Origin of the sequence: Pseudomonas juntendi (assembly GCF_009932375.1) — a bacterium.
Classification (GTDB): domain Bacteria; phylum Pseudomonadota; class Gammaproteobacteria; order Pseudomonadales; family Pseudomonadaceae; genus Aquipseudomonas; species Aquipseudomonas juntendi.
Genome location: NZ_BLJG01000205.1, coordinates 1 through 15,376 on the forward strand (window position 1 = coordinate 1; position 15,376 = coordinate 15,376).

Sequence of the window (15,376 nt, forward strand, 5' to 3'; positions counted from 1 at the left end):
CGGAAAGACACAGACACAAAGCGCGCACAATAGTTCATGGCAAGCGGTGGCCCGAAGATCTGCAACAAACGTGAGGAGCGAGCGCAGCTCGCGATGCGCCGCGCGGGCGGCGCTCGCTCTAACAGGCGCTGCCATACCTTGTGGCAACCACCTGTCAGCCCTGAGGCGATCCCTGTGGGAGCTGGCTTGCCGGCGATAGGGCCACCACAGGCAACCAACATCAGCCGCCTGACACCCGCCCCGCCGCTGCAAACGCCTGCAATTGCGGGTAGAACGCGCGAAAGTCCGCCAGCAGCGGCTCGTACAGCCGCTCCAGTTCCACCATCACCCCCGCCATCGCGTCTGGGCGCGACAGCCGCCGGCCGATGCCGTTGAACACCTGTTCCAGCGTGGCGAAGTCGCCATAAGCGCCCAACCAGTCATCGGCAGCCATGAACGGCGCAATGCGCGCCAGCCGCCCCGGCAGCTCAGGCTCCGCCAGCAATACCCGATAAAACGCGCCAGTGAACTGCGCCAAAGGCTGCTCGGCATAGTCGTGCCAATGCCGCGCCAGGCAGTGGTCGAAAAACACGTCCAGTACGATGCCGGCGAAGCGCCGCCGCTCACGCGGGAACCGCGCCAGCGCCGCCAGTACCAATGGGTGCCGGTCGGTATAGCTGTCGATATGCCGGTGCAACCGGATAGCCGCCTCCAAGGCAGGCGGGAAGCGCCCGTCCAGCGAGCCTTTGACGAAATCGCCGTACAGGCTGCCCAGCAGTTGTTGCGGGGCCGGCCCGCCCAGGTGCAAATGTGCAAGGTAGTTCATGAGCGCAGTCTACCACCGCGGCGCCTCATATCGTTATAACGCGATATAGCGATTTGCACTCAGCTAAGCACCACTGGATATTTGGATATCGGCATTCAGCGATTTATATTTCGCCCTATCGCGATATACCGCTACAACGAGCCTCACGCCATGCCACTCGATCTCGACGAAATCATAAAAGCGCTGGCCCACCCGGTCAGGCGAGAAATTCTCAGCTGGCTGAAAGACCCGGCAAACCAGTTCCCGGACCAGTACCACAGCACCGAAAACGGTGTGTGTGCCGGGCAGATCGACCAACGCTGCGGCCTTTCGCAGTCGACCGTCTCCGCCCACCTGGCCACCTTGCAGCGTGCCGGGCTGATCAGCAGCCAGAAGATCGGCCAATGGCATTTCTTCAAACGCAACGAAGCCACCATCCAGGCGTTCCTGGAACAACTGCGCCAAGCGCTTTGACCAGCAGGTAACCGACATGACCACGCTTTTCGATCCGATCACCCTGGGCGACCTGCAGTTGCCCAACCGCATCATCATGGCCCCACTCACTCGCTGCCGTGCAGACGAGGGTCGCGTGCCCAATGCTCTGATGGCCGAGTACTACGTCCAACGCGCCAGCGCCGGGCTGATTCTCAGCGAGGCAACCTCGGTCACCGCCATGGGCGTCGGCTACCCGGATACGCCCGGTATCTGGAACGATGAGCAAGTCCGCGGCTGGACCAATGTCACCAAGGCCGTGCATGGCGCTGGCGGGCGCATGTTCCTGCAACTGTGGCACGTGGGGCGTATCTCGCACCCCAGCTACCTGAACGGCGAACTGCCGGTGGCCCCCAGCGCGATCCAGGCCAAGGGGCATGTCAGCCTGGTACGCCCGCTGAGTGACTACCCCACCCCGCGCGCACTGGAAACCGAAGAAATCAGCGACATCGTCGAGGCCTACCGCAGCGGTGCAGAAAACGCCAAGGCCGCCGGCTTCGATGGTGTGGAAATTCACGGCGCCAATGGCTACCTGCTCGACCAGTTCCTGCAAAGCAGCACCAACCAGCGCACCGACCGCTACGGCGGCTCGCTGGAAAACCGCGCACGCCTGCTGCTGGAAGTGACCGATGCCGCCATCGAGGTGTGGGGGGCCAACCGGGTCGGCGTGCACCTGGCACCACGTGCCGACGCCCACGACATGGGTGACGCCGACCGTGCCGAGACGTTCACGTACGTTGCCCGCGAACTGGGCAAACGCGGCATCGCCTTCATCTGCTCGCGGGAGCGTGAAGCCGACGATAGCATCGGGCCGTTGATCAAGGCGGCGTTTGGTGGGCCATACATCGTCAACGAGCGTTTCGACAAGGCAAGTGCCAATGCAGCGCTGGCCGATGGCAAGGCCGATGCGGTGGCGTTCGGGGTGCCGTTCATTGCCAACCCGGACCTGCCGGCACGCCTGGCAGCAGATGCACCGTTGAACGAGGCGCACCCCGAAACGTTCTATAGCAAGGGGCCGGTGGGGTATATCGATTACCCGCGCCTGTAACCCAGCGAACCCGCTGCTACCGTGCACCTGTAGCAGCGGGTTCAGGCCATTTCAGGGCCGAGCGTTGATTTGCTGCTGCAGGTTCTGGATCTGGCTCTGTAGGGTGTTGAGGTTGCGCGTGGTCTGCCCGCGGAACGCATCGAACTCCTGTACCGATGCGCCACTCGAGCCCGAGGAGCCGCGGTTTTCCATTTGCGTCTTGAGCACCAGCACGTCCTGCTCCAGGCTTTCGATCGCCGCACTCGGGTTGCCCTGCTTCTTCAGCGCAGCCACCTCTTCGCTCAGGTTTTTGAGCTGCCCATCAAGCTTGCCACCGTCTACCTGGCCCGACTTCAACGCCGCCAGCTCGGCATTCACCGCCTTCAACTGCGCCTGCAGCTGGCCCTGCAATTCGGTCACGGCTTTCTGCTGCTCACGGGTATCGGCCAGCACCTGCTCCAGGCGCTTGCCCAGGTCGCCGGCCTGGCCAGCTACGCCTTGCTGCTGCTTGCTCTGCTCGGCCAGGCTGGCCTGCAACTGGCGGATCTGCAGCTTGAGCGCCTCGCTGCCGGTGTTGACCGACGATTCGCTGGCAGCGACCTTGCCACTGATTGCCTGCAAGCGCCCCGCTGCATCCTCGCTGATGCGGGCAAAGCTTTCCTGGGTGGCCACCAGTTGCTGCTCCATCAGCGAGATCTGCTGGAAGCTCCACCAGCCCAGCCCGGCCAGGGCTATGAACGAGGCCCCCAGCAGCACCCACAAAGGCCCGGTGCTGGCCGGCCTGGCCGCCTTCTGGCGGCTACGGGCCACGTGCGCCGGCAACAGTTCGTCATCATCAGGGGTGCCGGCCCGCAGGGTTGGCACATCATCGAAATCGTCGTGAGCATCGTTGCGCATGGGTGAGTTCAACCGCGGTAATAGCAAAGAAACAGGAGTATAAACCGCTCGCGCGGCGCACTGCTGACCCTAATCGGCGCGCCGCGTTCACTGCCCCGGGGGCTGATGTTTCCACCAGGCGCAGAATTCATCCAACGCCGTCCACAGGCTGACCTTCGGCTGATAGTCCAGGTACTGCCTGGCGCGGCTGATGTCGAGGGTGAAATCACGGCTCATGACCTGCATTCCCAACCGCGACAAGGTCGGTTGCGGGCGCCCCGGCCATAGCATGCAGGCGGCTTCGTTGAGCGCAGCCAGGCTGTAGGCCAGGCCGTAGGAACGGTAGCGGGTCACCTGCGGCAACTGCATCTGGCGCATTACGTAATTGACCACGTCCCACAACGGCAGCGGCTGGCCGTTGCTGATGTTGTAGGCCTGGCCCAATGCCCGGTCATCGGCGAACAGGGCGCTGAGCAGTGCCTCGTTGAGGTTGTGCACACTGGTGAAATCAACCTTGTTCAGGCCATTGCCGATGATCGCGACCCGGCCCTTGCGCTGCATCTGCATCAGCCGCGGGAAGATGCTGGCATCGCCGGCCCCGGTGACGAAGCGGGGGCGCAGTGCCAACACCTCGAGGCCGAACTCCTGCGCACCGAACACTTGCTGCTCGGCCAGGTACTTGGTTTTCCCATAATGGTCATGGAACCGGCGCGGCAGCTGGTCTTCCCGGATGTCGAGGCGCGAGCGGCCGTTGAAGTACATGGACGGCGACGACAGGTGCACCAGGCGCCGCACGTGCTCCTTGAGGCACCCTTCGACCACGTTCTCGGTGACCACCACGTTGGCTTGGTGGAAATCCTGATAACGCCCCCAGTGCCCCACCGCGCCGGCACAGTGCACCACCGCTTCGACGCCCTGGCAAAGGCGCCGGGCCAGCTCGGCATCGTTCAGGTCGCCGGGGATGAACTGGGCACCGCGCTTGACCAGGTGCTCCACCCCCTCCGCACGGCGGCCGCTGACCCGCACGTCCAGGCCCTGCTCCAGGGCGAAACGCGCAAAGCGCCCGCCAATGAAGCCACTCGCGCCGGTGACCAGAATTCGCATGTAACACTCCGTCTTGCCAGATTTCAGATGCAACTGACGCCAGCCGCGGCTACAACGGCACCAGCCATTGCCCTGCCGTATGCCGCAGATGCTCGGTCAGTTGCGCGAGCAATTGCCCGCCATTGCGCCAATGATGCCAGTACAGCGGCACATCGATGGGGGTATCGCTGCAAATTTCCACCAACTGCCCACCGGCCAGTTGCTCGCGGGCCTGCAATTCGGGCACCAGCCCCCAGCCCAGGCCCGCCTCGGTCATGCGCAGGAAGCCTTCGGATGACGGGCACAGGTGGTGCAGGAAACCATCCTCCATGCCCAGCGACGCCAGGTAGCGGTGCTGCAGGAAGTCGTCCGGGCCGTACACGATGGCCGGGGTGCGGGCCAGGCGGCTGGCGACAAAGCCTTGGGGAAAATGGCGCGCCATGAACCCGGGGCTGGCCAACGCCCGATAACGCATTGCCCCCAATGGTAGGCTGCGTGCCCCGGCCACAGGCCGTTCACTGCCACACAGGCAGGCTGCCACCTCACCCGCACGCATGCGCTTCAGGCCCACTTCCTGGTCTTCCACCACCAGGTCGGTCAGCACGTTCTGCTGCGCACAGAAGTTGCCCACCGCGCCAGCCCACCAAGTGGCCAGGCTGTCGGCGTTGAGGGCGATGCGCAGGCGCTCTGGCATGCCTTCTTCGTCCAGCGCCGGCACCTGGCGCTGCAGGTCACGTTCAAGCAGGCGTACCTGCTGCACATGGTTGAGCAACTGGCGGCCGACCTCTGTCGGGCTGGGCGGGGTAGCGCGCACCAGCACGGGCTGGCCGACCCGCGCCTCGAGCAGTTTGATGCGCTGGGAAATGGCCGATTGCGACAGGCCCAGCACTTGCGCGGCACGCTCGAAACCGCCCTGTTCGATCACGGCCGCCAGGGCGGCAAGCAGCTTGTAGTCGAACATCGATTTTCCTAATGAGGGATCAGCTTTATTTGTTTTTCTTATACCGCCCCAACCCACACAATGGCCAGCATCTTTTATGACCTTTTCGGGGAGCCCGGCCATGTGGCAAAGCTATCTCAACGGCATGCTGGTGGCCTTCGGCCTGATCATGGCCATCGGCGCCCAGAACGCCTTCGTACTTGCTCAAAGCCTGCGCCGCGAGCACCACCTGCCGGTGGCAGTGCTGTGCATCGTCTGCGATGCCATCCTGGTGGCGGCCGGTGTGTTTGGCCTGGCCACCGTACTGGCGCACAACCCGACCCTGCTGGCGATCGCCCGCTGGGGCGGTGCGGTGTTCCTCATCTGGTACGGGGCCAAGGCTTTGCGCAGTGCCTGTTCGAAACAGAGCCTGCAGCACCAGCAGGGCCAGGGCACACGTTCACGCCGTGCGGTACTGCTCAGTGCCTTGGCGGTGACGTTGCTGAACCCGCACGTGTACCTCGACACGGTGTTGCTGATCGGCTCGCTGGGCGCCCAGCAGACCGAGCCCGGGGCTTATGTGGCCGGTGCCGCCAGCGCTTCACTGCTGTGGTTCTCGACCCTGGCGCTCGGCGCGGCCTGGCTGGCCCCGTGGCTGGCGCGGCCGGCAACCTGGCGCATGCTCGACCTGATGGTGGCGGTCATGATGTTTGCGGTGGCGGCGCAGTTGATCTTCAACTGATCCCAAGGGCCCTGGCAGGCAGAGCCCGAGACCACCGGTCGGCATGGCTCGACCGCCCCGGAACCTCTATTCCCTATGTTTGTTGCGTGGTTATGCGCCGGACCCGGTGCTATGATCCAGCCCTTGCGTCGCAAAGAGTAAAAACTCGCCGACGCTGATCGGGCCGCCCGTGATCGGCCTTGCGCAAACCGCAAACAGACCTGAATCAGGAGATCCACCATGGCTTTTGAATTGCCGCCGCTGCCGTACGCCCACGATGCCCTGCAGCCGCACATCTCCAAGGAAACCCTGGAGTATCACCACGACAAGCACCACAACACCTATGTCGTGAACCTGAACAACCTGGTCCCAGGCACCGAATTCGAAGGCAAGTCCCTCGAAGAAATCGTCAAGGCCTCTTCGGGCGGCATCTTCAACAACGCCGCTCAAGTCTGGAACCACACCTTCTACTGGAACTGCCTGTCGCCAAACGGCGGCGGCCAGCCAACCGGCGCCCTGGCCGATGCCATCAACGCGGCCTTCGGTTCCTTCGACAAGTTCAAGGAAGAGTTCACCAAGACTTCGGTCGGCACCTTCGGTTCCGGCTGGGGCTGGCTGGTGAAGAAAGCCGACGGCTCCCTGGCCCTGGCCAGCACCATTGGCGCCGGCTGCCCGCTGACCAGCGGCGACACCCCGCTGCTGACCTGCGACGTCTGGGAACACGCCTACTACATCGACTACCGCAACCTGCGTCCGAAGTACGTCGAGGCGTTCTGGAACCTGGTCAACTGGGCCTTCGTTGCCGAGCAGTTCGAAGGCAAGGCCTTCAAGGCCTGAGTCACCCAGCCTTGAACAGAAAACCCGGCCATGTGCCGGGTTTTTTTGTGCCTGCCAGGGGCCGCCGCGCCGGTACACCGAGCCGCACGGTTTTGCTTGCTCAGGCGGCAGAGCGCGCTAACATCAAATCTTTGGAAGATTGAGACAGCGCACTCAAGTTGCAGGGGCAGGCAACCGATACACTGCTCATGGTAGGCCGATAGTGTATCGTCATCGTTGATGGCAAAATGATGCCATGCGCATGGATTAAGGAAACCCCATTGAAGCTGGAATTGCGGAACAGCTTGTCGGTCAAGTTGCTCAGGGTCGTGCTGCTGTCGGCGCTGGCGGTCGGCGTACTGCTCAGCTGTGCGCAAATTGTCTACGACACCTACAAGACCCGCCAGACCGTGAACAACGATGCCCAGCGCATCCTCGACATGTTCCGCGACCCGTCGACCCAGGCGGTGTACAGCCTCGACCGTGAAATGGGCATGCAGGTGATGGAAGGCCTGTTCCAGGACGAGTCGGTACGCATGGCGTCCATCGGCCACCCGAATGAAACCATGCTGGCAGAAAAGTCCAGGCCGCTGCGGGACACCTCCATGCGCTGGCTGACCGACCTGATTCTCGGCCAGGAACGTACCTACACCACGCAACTGGTCGGCCGCGGCCCCTACAGCGAATATTACGGCGACCTCAGCATCACCCTCGACACCTCTTCGTATGGTGAAGATTTCCTGATCAACGCGGTCATCATCTTCATCTCCGGCGTATTGCGCGCCCTGGCCATGGGCCTGGTGCTGTACCTGGTCTACCACTGGCTGCTGACCAAGCCGCTGTCGAAGATCATCGAGCACCTCACGCAGATCAACCCCGACCGCCCCAGCCAGCACCAGATCCCGCTGCTGAAGGGGCACGAAAAGAACGAACTGGGCCTTTGGGTCAACACGGCCAACCAGTTGCTGGCTTCGATCGAGCGCAACACCCACCTGCGTCACGAAGCGGAAAACAGCCTGCAGCGCATGGCCCAATACGACTTCCTGACTGGCCTGCCCAACCGCCAGCAGCTGCAACAGCAACTGGACAAGATCCTGGTCGACGGTGGCCGCCTGCAACACCGGGTGGCGGTACTGTGCGTGGGCCTGGACGACTTCAAGGGCATCAACGAACAATTCAGTTACCAGGTGGGTGACCAACTGTTACTGGCCCTGGCCGACCGCCTGCGGGCGCATAGCGGCCGCCTGGGTGCCCTGGCGCGGCTGGGCGGCGACCAGTTTGCCCTGGTGCAAGCCAACATCGAGCAGCCCTACGAAGCTGCCGAACTGGCGCAAAGCATCCTGGATGACCTGGAGGTGCCGTTCGACCTCGATCACCAGCAGATCCGCCTGCGCGCCACCATCGGCATCACCCTGTTCCCGGAAGACGGCGACAGCACGGAAAAGCTCCTGCAGAAAGCCGAGCAGACCATGACCCTGGCCAAGGCCCGCTCGCGCAACCGCTACCAGTTCTACATTGCCAGCGTCGACAGTGAAATGCGCCGCCGCCGCGAGTTGGAGAAGGACCTGCGCGAAGCCTTGCCGCGTAACCAGCTGTACCTGGTGTACCAGCCACAGATCAGCTACCGCGACCACCGCGTGGTCGGCGTGGAGGCCCTGCTGCGCTGGCAGCACCCGGAACTGGGCATGGTGCCGCCCGACCAGTTCATCCCGCTGGCCGAACAGAACGGCAGCATCATCAGCATCGGCGAGTGGGTACTCGACCAGGCCTGCCGGCAATTGCGCGAATGGCACGACCTGGGCTTCAGCGACCTGCGCATGGCGGTCAACCTGTCTACCGTGCAGTTGCACCACAGCGAGCTGCCGCGGGTGGTCAACAACCTGTTGCAGGCCTACCGCCTGCCACCGCGCAGCCTGGAGCTGGAGGTCACCGAAACCGGCCTGATGGAAGACATCAGCACCGCCGCCCAGCACCTGCTGAGCCTGCGCCGTTCCGGGGCGCTGATTGCGATCGACGACTTCGGCACCGGTTACTCGTCGCTCAGCTACCTGAAGTCATTGCCGCTGGACAAGATCAAGATCGACAAGAGCTTCGTCCAGGACCTGCTTGACGACGATGACGACGCTACCATCGTTCGCGCCATCATCCAGCTGGGCAAAAGCCTGGGCATGCAGGTCATCGCCGAAGGCGTGGAAACCGCCGAGCAGGAAACCTACATCATTGCCCAGGGCTGCCACGAGGGCCAGGGCTATCACTACAGCAAGCCGTTGTCGGCGCGTGAACTGACCCACTTCCTCAAGCAAGCCCAACGCAATCAGGTCTCGATGCTCTGAACCTGCTCGGCCGGCCAAGCCAGCGACCTGGATTTGCATGAAATACGCCCCCGCCCCTTTACAGCAAATGCAAATCTTTCGCATGATGTTGCCGTTTCGCATGCCTAGGCGCACTGTCCAACCACACGACGCAGGAAACCCATAATGATTCGAATGCCTCTGGCCTCCGCCAGTCTGCTGGCCATGGCCATCGCCCTCGCCGGTTGCGGCGAAAAAGACGACAAGGCTGCCGCTGCGCAAGCGCAGGCACCCGCTGCCGCCAGCACCACCGCTGCAGCGCCAGGGGCTGTCGACGAAGCCGCTGGCAAAGCCGTGGTCAAGCATTACGCAGAAATGGTCTATGCCGTGTACAGCGACTCGCTGAGCACCGCAAAAACCCTGCAGACCGCTGTCGACGCGTTCCTTGCCAAGCCAGACGATGAAACCCTGAAGGCTGCCAAGCAAGCCTGGGTTGCTGCACGCGTGCCTTACCTGCAGAGCGAAGCCTTCCGCTTCGGCAACACCATCATCGACGACTGGGAAGGCCAGGTGAATGCGTGGCCGTTGGACGAAGGCCTGATCGACTATGTCGACAAGAGCTACGAGCATGCCCTGGGCAACCCCGCCGCCAGCGCCAACATCATCGCCAACACCGAGATCCAGGTCGGCGAAGAAAAGATCGACGTCAAGGACATCACCCCCGAGAAGCTGGCCAGCCTGAACGAACTGGCAGGGTCCGAAGCCAACGTCGCCACGGGCTACCACGCCATCGAATTCCTGCTGTGGGGCCAGGACCTCAACGGTACCGGCCCAGGCGCCGGCGCCCGCCCGGCGTCGGACTACCTGGAAGGCCAGGGTGCTACCGGCGGCCACAACGAGCGCCGCCGCGCCTACCTCAAAGCCGTGACCCAGTTGCTGGTCACCGACCTTGAAGAGATGGTCGGCAACTGGGCTCCGAACGTCGCCGACAACTACCGCGCCAAGCTCGAAGCCGAGCCGGTCAACGATGGCCTGCGCAAGATGCTGTTCGGCATGGGCAGCCTGTCGCTGGGCGAACTGGCCGGTGAACGCATGAAGGTTTCCCTGGAAGCCAACTCGCCGGAAGACGAGCAGGACTGCTTCAGCGACAACACCCACTACTCGCACTTCTACGATGCCAAGGGTATCCGCAATGTCTACCTGGGCGAGTACACCCGCCCGGACGGCACCAAGGTCAGCGGCCCGAGCCTGTCGTCGCTGGTAGCCAAGGTTGACCCGGCGGCCGACGCCACCCTCAAGGCCGACCTGGAGGCCACTGAGGCCAAGATCCAGGTCATGGTCGACCATGCGCAGAAAGGCGAGCACTACGACCAGTTGATCGCCCCCGACAACGCTGCCGGCAACCAGATCGTTCGCGATGCCATCGCCGCCCTGGTCAAGCAGACCGGTGCGATCGAACAGGCTGCGGGCAAGCTCGGTATTGCCAACCTGAACCCGGATACCGCGGACCACGAGTTCTGATTCGGTAACGGCGCCTCACCCCGAACGCCCGGCCTTGTGCCGGGCGTTTGCGTGTGTGCTGCAGGTGCTGTGGTTCCAGATGCCTGTCCTGCCTTTCGCCCTTCATTCTGGCCCCATTCACGGGATCACCAGGCCGGAGGGCGCAGTGCTACAGATTCTTGATGTTTGGGGGGAAGGCCGAATCGTTCAGCGCGTGGGGGGCAAGGACATCATTACCGGCTTCACCCACGCCTATAACCTGAATAAAGCCGGCCAGCGCATTTCCAACGGGCCGCGCACAGGCGAGCGCATCCCCCACCTGTATCAGGTCGATGAATACGATGCGCCTCGTTTCCCGCTGGACACCCGCGCCATACCCCACGTAACCCTGATGGGCGCCCCCATCACTTACCACGTGGCCCTGGAGATGTGCAGGGTGCTTGCACACTCCGGCAAGATCTACCTGTACGACCCCAACGAACCCGACCGCAAGATGTTCGAGGCTGTCGCCTTTGCCCAGGGCCTGCAGCTGCTGGGGCGCTTCGACCCCGCCGAACTGGACCCGCCTTTCAACGAGATCACCTTGCTTGGTGTTTACGTCTACCGCAGCCCGAGCAGCCCGCTACCCCGCCCAGAAACCCGACCGTAAAAGGACCTTCACATGGCCAGCGTCACCTACCTGTGCTCCATCGCCAACAACACCCCCTACACCCTCACCGTGGTCGACGGTGAGAACCGCAGCAAAAGCGTTGCAGTCGGCGCCCAGCACGCCTGGAACGGCGAACTGGCCGTACCGTGGATCGGCAATACCAATGAAAACCACAAAGCCTTGCGCCTCATTCTCGGCCCCGCTGCCGAAGCCAGCATCTGGGTCTTCCAGGATTACTGGAAACCGGCCCACGAGAATGCCATCAAACAGCTCGCTGCCCACACCATGGACTATGACAGCGACGAGGTCATCGAAGTGGCCGGCAACAATCGCAATGGTGGCCACAAGAACCTGATCGTCAGCCTGGTGAACCGCCAGTTCAAGCTGCATCTCGCCTGAGGGCCACAAGCAACGACGATTTCATCGAGCAAACGCAAATTGCTCTTATTCAATGATCCTGGGCCTGCTAAGCTTGCACGCCGGTTTTTTGCTCAAGCCCAGGATTCTCGATGTCCTTGTCGCTGTTTCGACTCAGCCCCTTGCTGCTGGCCTTTGCCCTCGCTGCCTGTGACGACGCCCCGCGCTTCACCCAGGCCGAGCCCGGCGAAGCCTTGGCGGCTGGCCTGGCCACCGTACAGCGCAGTGACCGCAACGCCTATGCCCAGCCCTCGGCCAACCTTTCGCCGGAACGGCGGCTGGACTTCGCCGTAGGCAACAGCTTCTTCCGCAGCCCCTGGGTGATCGCCCCCTCTACCACGACTGCACGCGATGGCCTGGGCCCGCTGTTCAACACCAATGCCTGCCAGAACTGCCATGTGCGCGACGGCCGTGGTCACCCCCCAGCCGCCAATGACAGCAACGCCGTCGGCATGCTGGTGCGCCTGTCTATCCCCGACCAACCCTACCTGGCCAAGGTGATCGAGCGCATCGGCGTGGTGCCGGAACCGGTCTATGGCACCCAGTTGCAAGACATGGCCATCCCCGGCGTGGCCCCGGAAGGCAAGGTGCGGGTGAGCTATGCCCAGCACACGGTGACGTTCGAGGATGGCCATCAGGTGCAACTGCGCAAGCCAAGCCTGCAAATCACTCAGTTGGGCTACGGCGTGATGCACCCCGACACCCGGTTTTCCGCACGGGTGGCCCCGCCGATGATCGGCCTGGGCCTGCTCGAAGCCATCCCCGAAGCCGCCCTGCTGGCCAACGAAGACCCCGACGACCGTAACCACGACGGCATTCGCGGGCGGGCCAACCGGGTATGGGATGACGCCCAGGGCAAGACCGTGGTCGGGCGCTTCGGCTGGAAGGCCGGCCAACCCAACGTCAACCAGCAGAACGTGCATGCCTTCGCCGGCGACATGGGCCTGACCAGTACCCTGCAGCCCAAGGACGACTGCACGGCGGCACAAGCCGCGTGCCTGGCTGCGCCCAATGGCGATGGCGCCGATGGCGAGAAGGAAGTCAGCGACAACATTCTGCGCCTGGTCACCTTCTATACCCGCAACCTGGCCGTGCCGGCACGCCGCGACGTGGGCGCGCCACAGGTGCTGGCGGGCAAGAACCTGTTCTACCAGGCCGGCTGCCAGGGTTGCCATACACCGCAGTTCACCACCGCCGCCGATGCAACCGAACCAGAGCTGGCCAACCAGGTCATCCGCCCCTACAGCGACCTGCTGCTGCACGACATGGGGCCGGGCCTGGCCGACGAGCGCACCGAATTCGCCGCCAACGGCCAGGACTGGCGTACCGCGCCGCTGTGGGGCATCGGCCTGAGCGAAACGGTCAGTGGCCACAGCCAGTTCCTGCACGATGGCCGTGCGCGCAACCTGCTCGAAGCCGTGCTTTGGCATGGTGGCGAAGCCGAAGCGGCACGCAATTTCGTTCTTACGTTCAATGCCGAGCAGCGCGCCGCGCTGCTGGCGTTCCTGAATTCCCTTTAAACGCGCAAAGGAGCCGGCATGTTCCGACCCAAATTGTTGTTCACCAGCCTCGCCGCACTCGCCCTCGGCGCCTGCTCGCCGCAGGACCCGCAAGCAGTGACCTCCGCCGCCATCGCCAAACAGGTGATCCTGCCCACCTACAGCCGCTGGGTCGAAGCCGACCGTACCCTGGCCGCCAGCGCCTTGGCCTACTGCGAAGGCAAGGAAGACCTGGAAAAGGCCCGTGCCGACTTCCTCAACGCACAAAAAGCCTGGGCTGAACTGCAACCGCTGCTGGTGGGCCCACTGGCCGAAGGCAACCGCGCCTGGCAGGTGCAGTTCTGGCCCGACAAGAAAAACCTGGTCGGCCGCCAGGTAGAGCAATTGGTCAACGGCGACAAGCCAGTCGATGTGGCCGCCCTGGGCAAGGCCAGCGTGGTGGTGCGTGGGCTGTCGGCCTATGAATACATTCTGTTCGACAGCAAGCCGGACATCGCCACAGCCGAACAGAAGGCCCGTTATTGCCCGCTGCTGGTCGCCATCAGCGAGCACCAGAAGCTGTTGGCCGAGGACATCCTCAAGAGCTGGAACAGCACCGACGGCATGCTCTCGCAGATGACCAAGTTCCCCAACCAGCGCTACGCCGATTCCCACGAGGCCATTGCCGACCTGCTGCGCTCCCAGGTGACCGCACTGGATACGCTGAAGAAAAAACTCGGCGCCCCCATGGGCCGCCAGAGCAAGGGCATCGCGCAGCCGCTGCAGGCCGAGGCCTGGCGCAGCCACAGCTCACTGAAAAGCCTGGAAGCCACCCTCAAGGCTGCCCAGACCGTGTGGGTTGGGGTCGACAACCAGGGTTTGCGCGGCCTGCTGCCCAGCGATCAGAAAGCGCTGGCAGACAAGATCGACGCCGCCTACGCTACCTCGCTCAAACTGCTGGCCGACAACCAGAAGACCCTGGGCGAGTTGCTGGCCGACGACGCGGGCCAACAAACCCTCAACCAGCTCTATGACAGCCTCAACGTGGTCCACCGCCTGCACGAAGGCGACCTGGCCAAGGCGTTGAACATCCAGCTGGGCTTCAATGCCAACGACGGTGACTGATCATGCTGCGACGCCAGGCAATCAAACTCGGTAGCGTACTGCTCAGCGCCCTTACCCTGGGTGGCTGGAGCCTGTTCCGCAACAAAGGCAGCGAACCCTTGCTGCTCTCGGCGCGTGACGACGGCGACGGCAAGCACTATGCCGTGGGGTTCCGCCTGGACGGCACCCAGGTGTTCAGCACCCAGGTTGCCCAGCGTTGCCATGCCATCATCCATCACCCTGAACAGCCGATCGCCCTGTTCGTCGCTCGCCGCCCCGGTACCGAAAGCTACCTGGTCGACTTGCGCGACGGGCGCTTGCTGCAAACGGTGGTTTCGCAAGCGGACCGGCACTTCTACGGCCATGCGGTGGTGCACAAAGGCGGCGAATGGCTGTACGCCACCGAGAACGACACCCGCGACCCGGGGCGGGGCGTGCTCGGCGTGTACCGCTTCGAAGGTGCGCGCCTGGTACACACCGGCGAGCTCCCCACCCACGGCATTGGCCCGCACGAGGTGGCCTGGCTACCCGACGGCGAAACCCTGGTGGTGGCCAACGGCGGGATCCGCACCGAGGCCGAAAGCCGGGTCGAGATGAACCTCGATGCCATGGAGCCGAGCCTGGTGCTGATGCAGCGTGACGGCACCTTGTTGAGCAAGGAAACCCTCGCCCAGCAGATGAACAGCGTGCGCCACCTGGCAGTGGGCAGCGATGGCACCATTGCCGCCTGCCAGCAGTTCATGGGCGACGCCGATGAAACGGCCGAGTTGCTGGCCATCAAGCGCCCGGGCGAGCCGTTCAAGGCCTTTCCGGTGCCCGAGCAGCAACTGCAGGCCATGGCCCAGTACACCGCCAGTGTGGCTATCCACAGCGAGCTGCGGCTGGTGGCGCTGACCGCGCCACGGGCCAACCGCCTGTTCATCTGGGACCTGGACAGCGGCGCTGTGCGGCTCGACGCCCCTATGCCCGACTGTGCCGGGGTCGGTGCGGTCAAGGACGGGTTTGTCGTGACCTCCGGGCAGGGCCGCTGCCGCTTCTACGATTGCACCAAGGCACAACTGGTCGGGCAACCGATGAGCCTGCCGTCCGGGTTCTGGGACAACCACCTGCATCTGGTCTGATTGATCCGTGGCCTTCACGGGCCCTATCGCCGGCAAGCCAGCTCCCACAGGGATCGCATCAGGGCTGGCAGATGTTCGTCAGAAGATATGCAGCGCCT

At 63.6% G+C, this 15,376-nt stretch carries 15 protein-coding genes; 11 read left to right on the plus strand and 4 right to left on the minus strand.

All coding sequences use genetic code 11. The annotated features are described in order from the left end of the window. Positions 1-220: 220 nt before the first annotated feature. Positions 221-805 carry an acyl carrier protein phosphodiesterase gene (locus tag GYA94_RS21390; RefSeq protein WP_161893061.1) on the minus strand — a complete coding sequence of 195 codons (585 nt, stop codon included), beginning with the start codon at positions 803-805 and terminating at the stop codon, positions 221-223. A gap of 150 nt (positions 806-955) precedes the next feature. On the opposite strand from GYA94_RS21390, the gene GYA94_RS21395 reads away from it, so the two are divergent. Together GYA94_RS21395 and GYA94_RS21400 are read left to right on the plus strand one after the other, a co-directional pair. Then, positions 956-1,258, plus strand: a complete 303-nt coding sequence (locus tag GYA94_RS21395; RefSeq protein WP_054906130.1) for an ArsR/SmtB family transcription factor — start codon at positions 956-958, stop codon at positions 1,256-1,258. A 16-nt stretch (positions 1,259-1,274) separates the two neighbouring features. Next, the gene (locus tag GYA94_RS21400) at positions 1,275-2,324 is read left to right on the plus strand and encodes an alkene reductase (RefSeq protein ID WP_110675663.1); all 1,050 of its coding nucleotides are present in this window, start codon (positions 1,275-1,277) and stop codon (positions 2,322-2,324) included. 51 nt (positions 2,325-2,375) lie between these two features. Here the strand turns inward: GYA94_RS21400 and GYA94_RS21405 are convergent, their stop codons facing one another. The 3 genes from GYA94_RS21405 to GYA94_RS21415 form a co-directional block, all read right to left on the minus strand. Beyond that, entirely contained in the window at positions 2,376-3,200 is an 825-nt protein-coding gene (locus tag GYA94_RS21405; RefSeq protein ID WP_009686829.1) for a hypothetical protein, read from the minus strand. A gap of 87 nt (positions 3,201-3,287) precedes the next feature. Then, the gene (locus GYA94_RS21410) at positions 3,288-4,283 is read right to left on the minus strand and encodes an NAD-dependent epimerase/dehydratase family protein (RefSeq protein ID WP_110675661.1); all 996 of its coding nucleotides are present in this window, start codon (positions 4,281-4,283) and stop codon (positions 3,288-3,290) included. Positions 4,284-4,332: 49 nt separating this feature from the next. Next, entirely contained in the window at positions 4,333-5,223 is an 891-nt protein-coding gene (locus GYA94_RS21415; protein ID WP_029887119.1) for a LysR family transcriptional regulator ArgP, read from the minus strand. A gap of 100 nt (positions 5,224-5,323) precedes the next feature. On the opposite strand from GYA94_RS21415, the gene GYA94_RS21420 reads away from it, so the two are divergent. The 9 genes from GYA94_RS21420 (at position 5,324) to GYA94_RS21460 (ending at position 15,278) form a co-directional block, all read left to right on the plus strand. Continuing rightward, positions 5,324-5,923 (plus strand): LysE/ArgO family amino acid transporter, encoded by a 600-nt coding sequence (locus tag GYA94_RS21420; RefSeq protein ID WP_009686826.1) that lies wholly within the window; start codon positions 5,324-5,326, stop codon positions 5,921-5,923. 219 nt (positions 5,924-6,142) lie between these two features. Further along, positions 6,143-6,739, plus strand: coding sequence for a superoxide dismutase (locus tag GYA94_RS21425; RefSeq protein ID WP_161893062.1), 597 nt, complete (start codon positions 6,143-6,145; stop codon positions 6,737-6,739). A 260-nt stretch (positions 6,740-6,999) separates the two neighbouring features. Further along, complete coding sequence (locus GYA94_RS21430) at positions 7,000-9,051, plus strand: putative bifunctional diguanylate cyclase/phosphodiesterase (protein ID WP_029887117.1); 2,052 nt, start codon at positions 7,000-7,002, stop codon at positions 9,049-9,051. Between the two features lie 144 nt (positions 9,052-9,195). After that, on the plus strand, positions 9,196-10,530 hold the full coding sequence (locus GYA94_RS21435; protein WP_009686823.1) for an imelysin family protein: 1,335 nt from the start codon (positions 9,196-9,198) through the stop codon (positions 10,528-10,530). Positions 10,531-10,675: 145 nt separating this feature from the next. Then, positions 10,676-11,158: a hypothetical protein gene (locus GYA94_RS21440; protein ID WP_110675755.1), complete on the plus strand. Its 483-nt coding sequence runs from the start codon at positions 10,676-10,678 to the stop codon at positions 11,156-11,158. A gap of 12 nt (positions 11,159-11,170) precedes the next feature. Continuing rightward, positions 11,171-11,557, plus strand: coding sequence for a hypothetical protein (locus GYA94_RS21445; protein WP_110675657.1), 387 nt, complete (start codon positions 11,171-11,173; stop codon positions 11,555-11,557). 110 nt (positions 11,558-11,667) lie between these two features. Then, positions 11,668-13,095 (plus strand): di-heme oxidoreductase family protein, encoded by a 1,428-nt coding sequence (locus GYA94_RS21450; RefSeq protein ID WP_161893063.1) that lies wholly within the window; start codon positions 11,668-11,670, stop codon positions 13,093-13,095. 18 nt (positions 13,096-13,113) lie between these two features. Beyond that, entirely contained in the window at positions 13,114-14,178 is a 1,065-nt protein-coding gene (locus tag GYA94_RS21455; protein WP_009686819.1) for an imelysin family protein, read from the plus strand. Between the two features lie 2 nt (positions 14,179-14,180). Beyond that, positions 14,181-15,278: a DUF1513 domain-containing protein gene (locus GYA94_RS21460; protein ID WP_110675654.1), complete on the plus strand. Its 1,098-nt coding sequence runs from the start codon at positions 14,181-14,183 to the stop codon at positions 15,276-15,278. The last annotated feature ends 98 nt before the right edge of the window (positions 15,279-15,376 follow it).

Excerpts from the sequence above, each read along its gene's own strand:
- GYA94_RS21420 (WP_009686826.1), top strand. The coding sequence starts at position 5,324 with ATGTGGCAAAGCTATCTCAACGGCATGCTGGTGGCCTTCGGCCTGATC.
- GYA94_RS21455 (WP_009686819.1), top strand. The coding sequence starts at position 13,114 with ATGTTCCGACCCAAATTGTTGTTCACCAGCCTCGCCGCACTCGCCCTC.
- GYA94_RS21410 (WP_110675661.1), bottom strand. The coding sequence starts at position 4,283 with ATGCGAATTCTGGTCACCGGCGCGAGTGGCTTCATTGGCGGGCGCTTT.
- GYA94_RS21415 (WP_029887119.1), bottom strand. The coding sequence starts at position 5,223 with ATGTTCGACTACAAGCTGCTTGCCGCCCTGGCGGCCGTGATCGAACAG.
- GYA94_RS21395 (WP_054906130.1), top strand. The coding sequence starts at position 956 with ATGCCACTCGATCTCGACGAAATCATAAAAGCGCTGGCCCACCCGGTC.
- GYA94_RS21435 (WP_009686823.1), top strand. The coding sequence starts at position 9,196 with ATGATTCGAATGCCTCTGGCCTCCGCCAGTCTGCTGGCCATGGCCATC.
- GYA94_RS21450 (WP_161893063.1), top strand. The coding sequence starts at position 11,668 with ATGTCCTTGTCGCTGTTTCGACTCAGCCCCTTGCTGCTGGCCTTTGCC.
- GYA94_RS21445 (WP_110675657.1), top strand. The coding sequence starts at position 11,171 with ATGGCCAGCGTCACCTACCTGTGCTCCATCGCCAACAACACCCCCTAC.
- GYA94_RS21460 (WP_110675654.1), top strand. The coding sequence starts at position 14,181 with ATGCTGCGACGCCAGGCAATCAAACTCGGTAGCGTACTGCTCAGCGCC.
- GYA94_RS21400 (WP_110675663.1), top strand. The coding sequence starts at position 1,275 with ATGACCACGCTTTTCGATCCGATCACCCTGGGCGACCTGCAGTTGCCC.
- GYA94_RS21425 (WP_161893062.1), top strand. The coding sequence starts at position 6,143 with ATGGCTTTTGAATTGCCGCCGCTGCCGTACGCCCACGATGCCCTGCAG.
- GYA94_RS21390 (WP_161893061.1), bottom strand. The coding sequence starts at position 805 with ATGAACTACCTTGCACATTTGCACCTGGGCGGGCCGGCCCCGCAACAA.
- GYA94_RS21405 (WP_009686829.1), bottom strand. The coding sequence starts at position 3,200 with ATGCGCAACGATGCTCACGACGATTTCGATGATGTGCCAACCCTGCGG.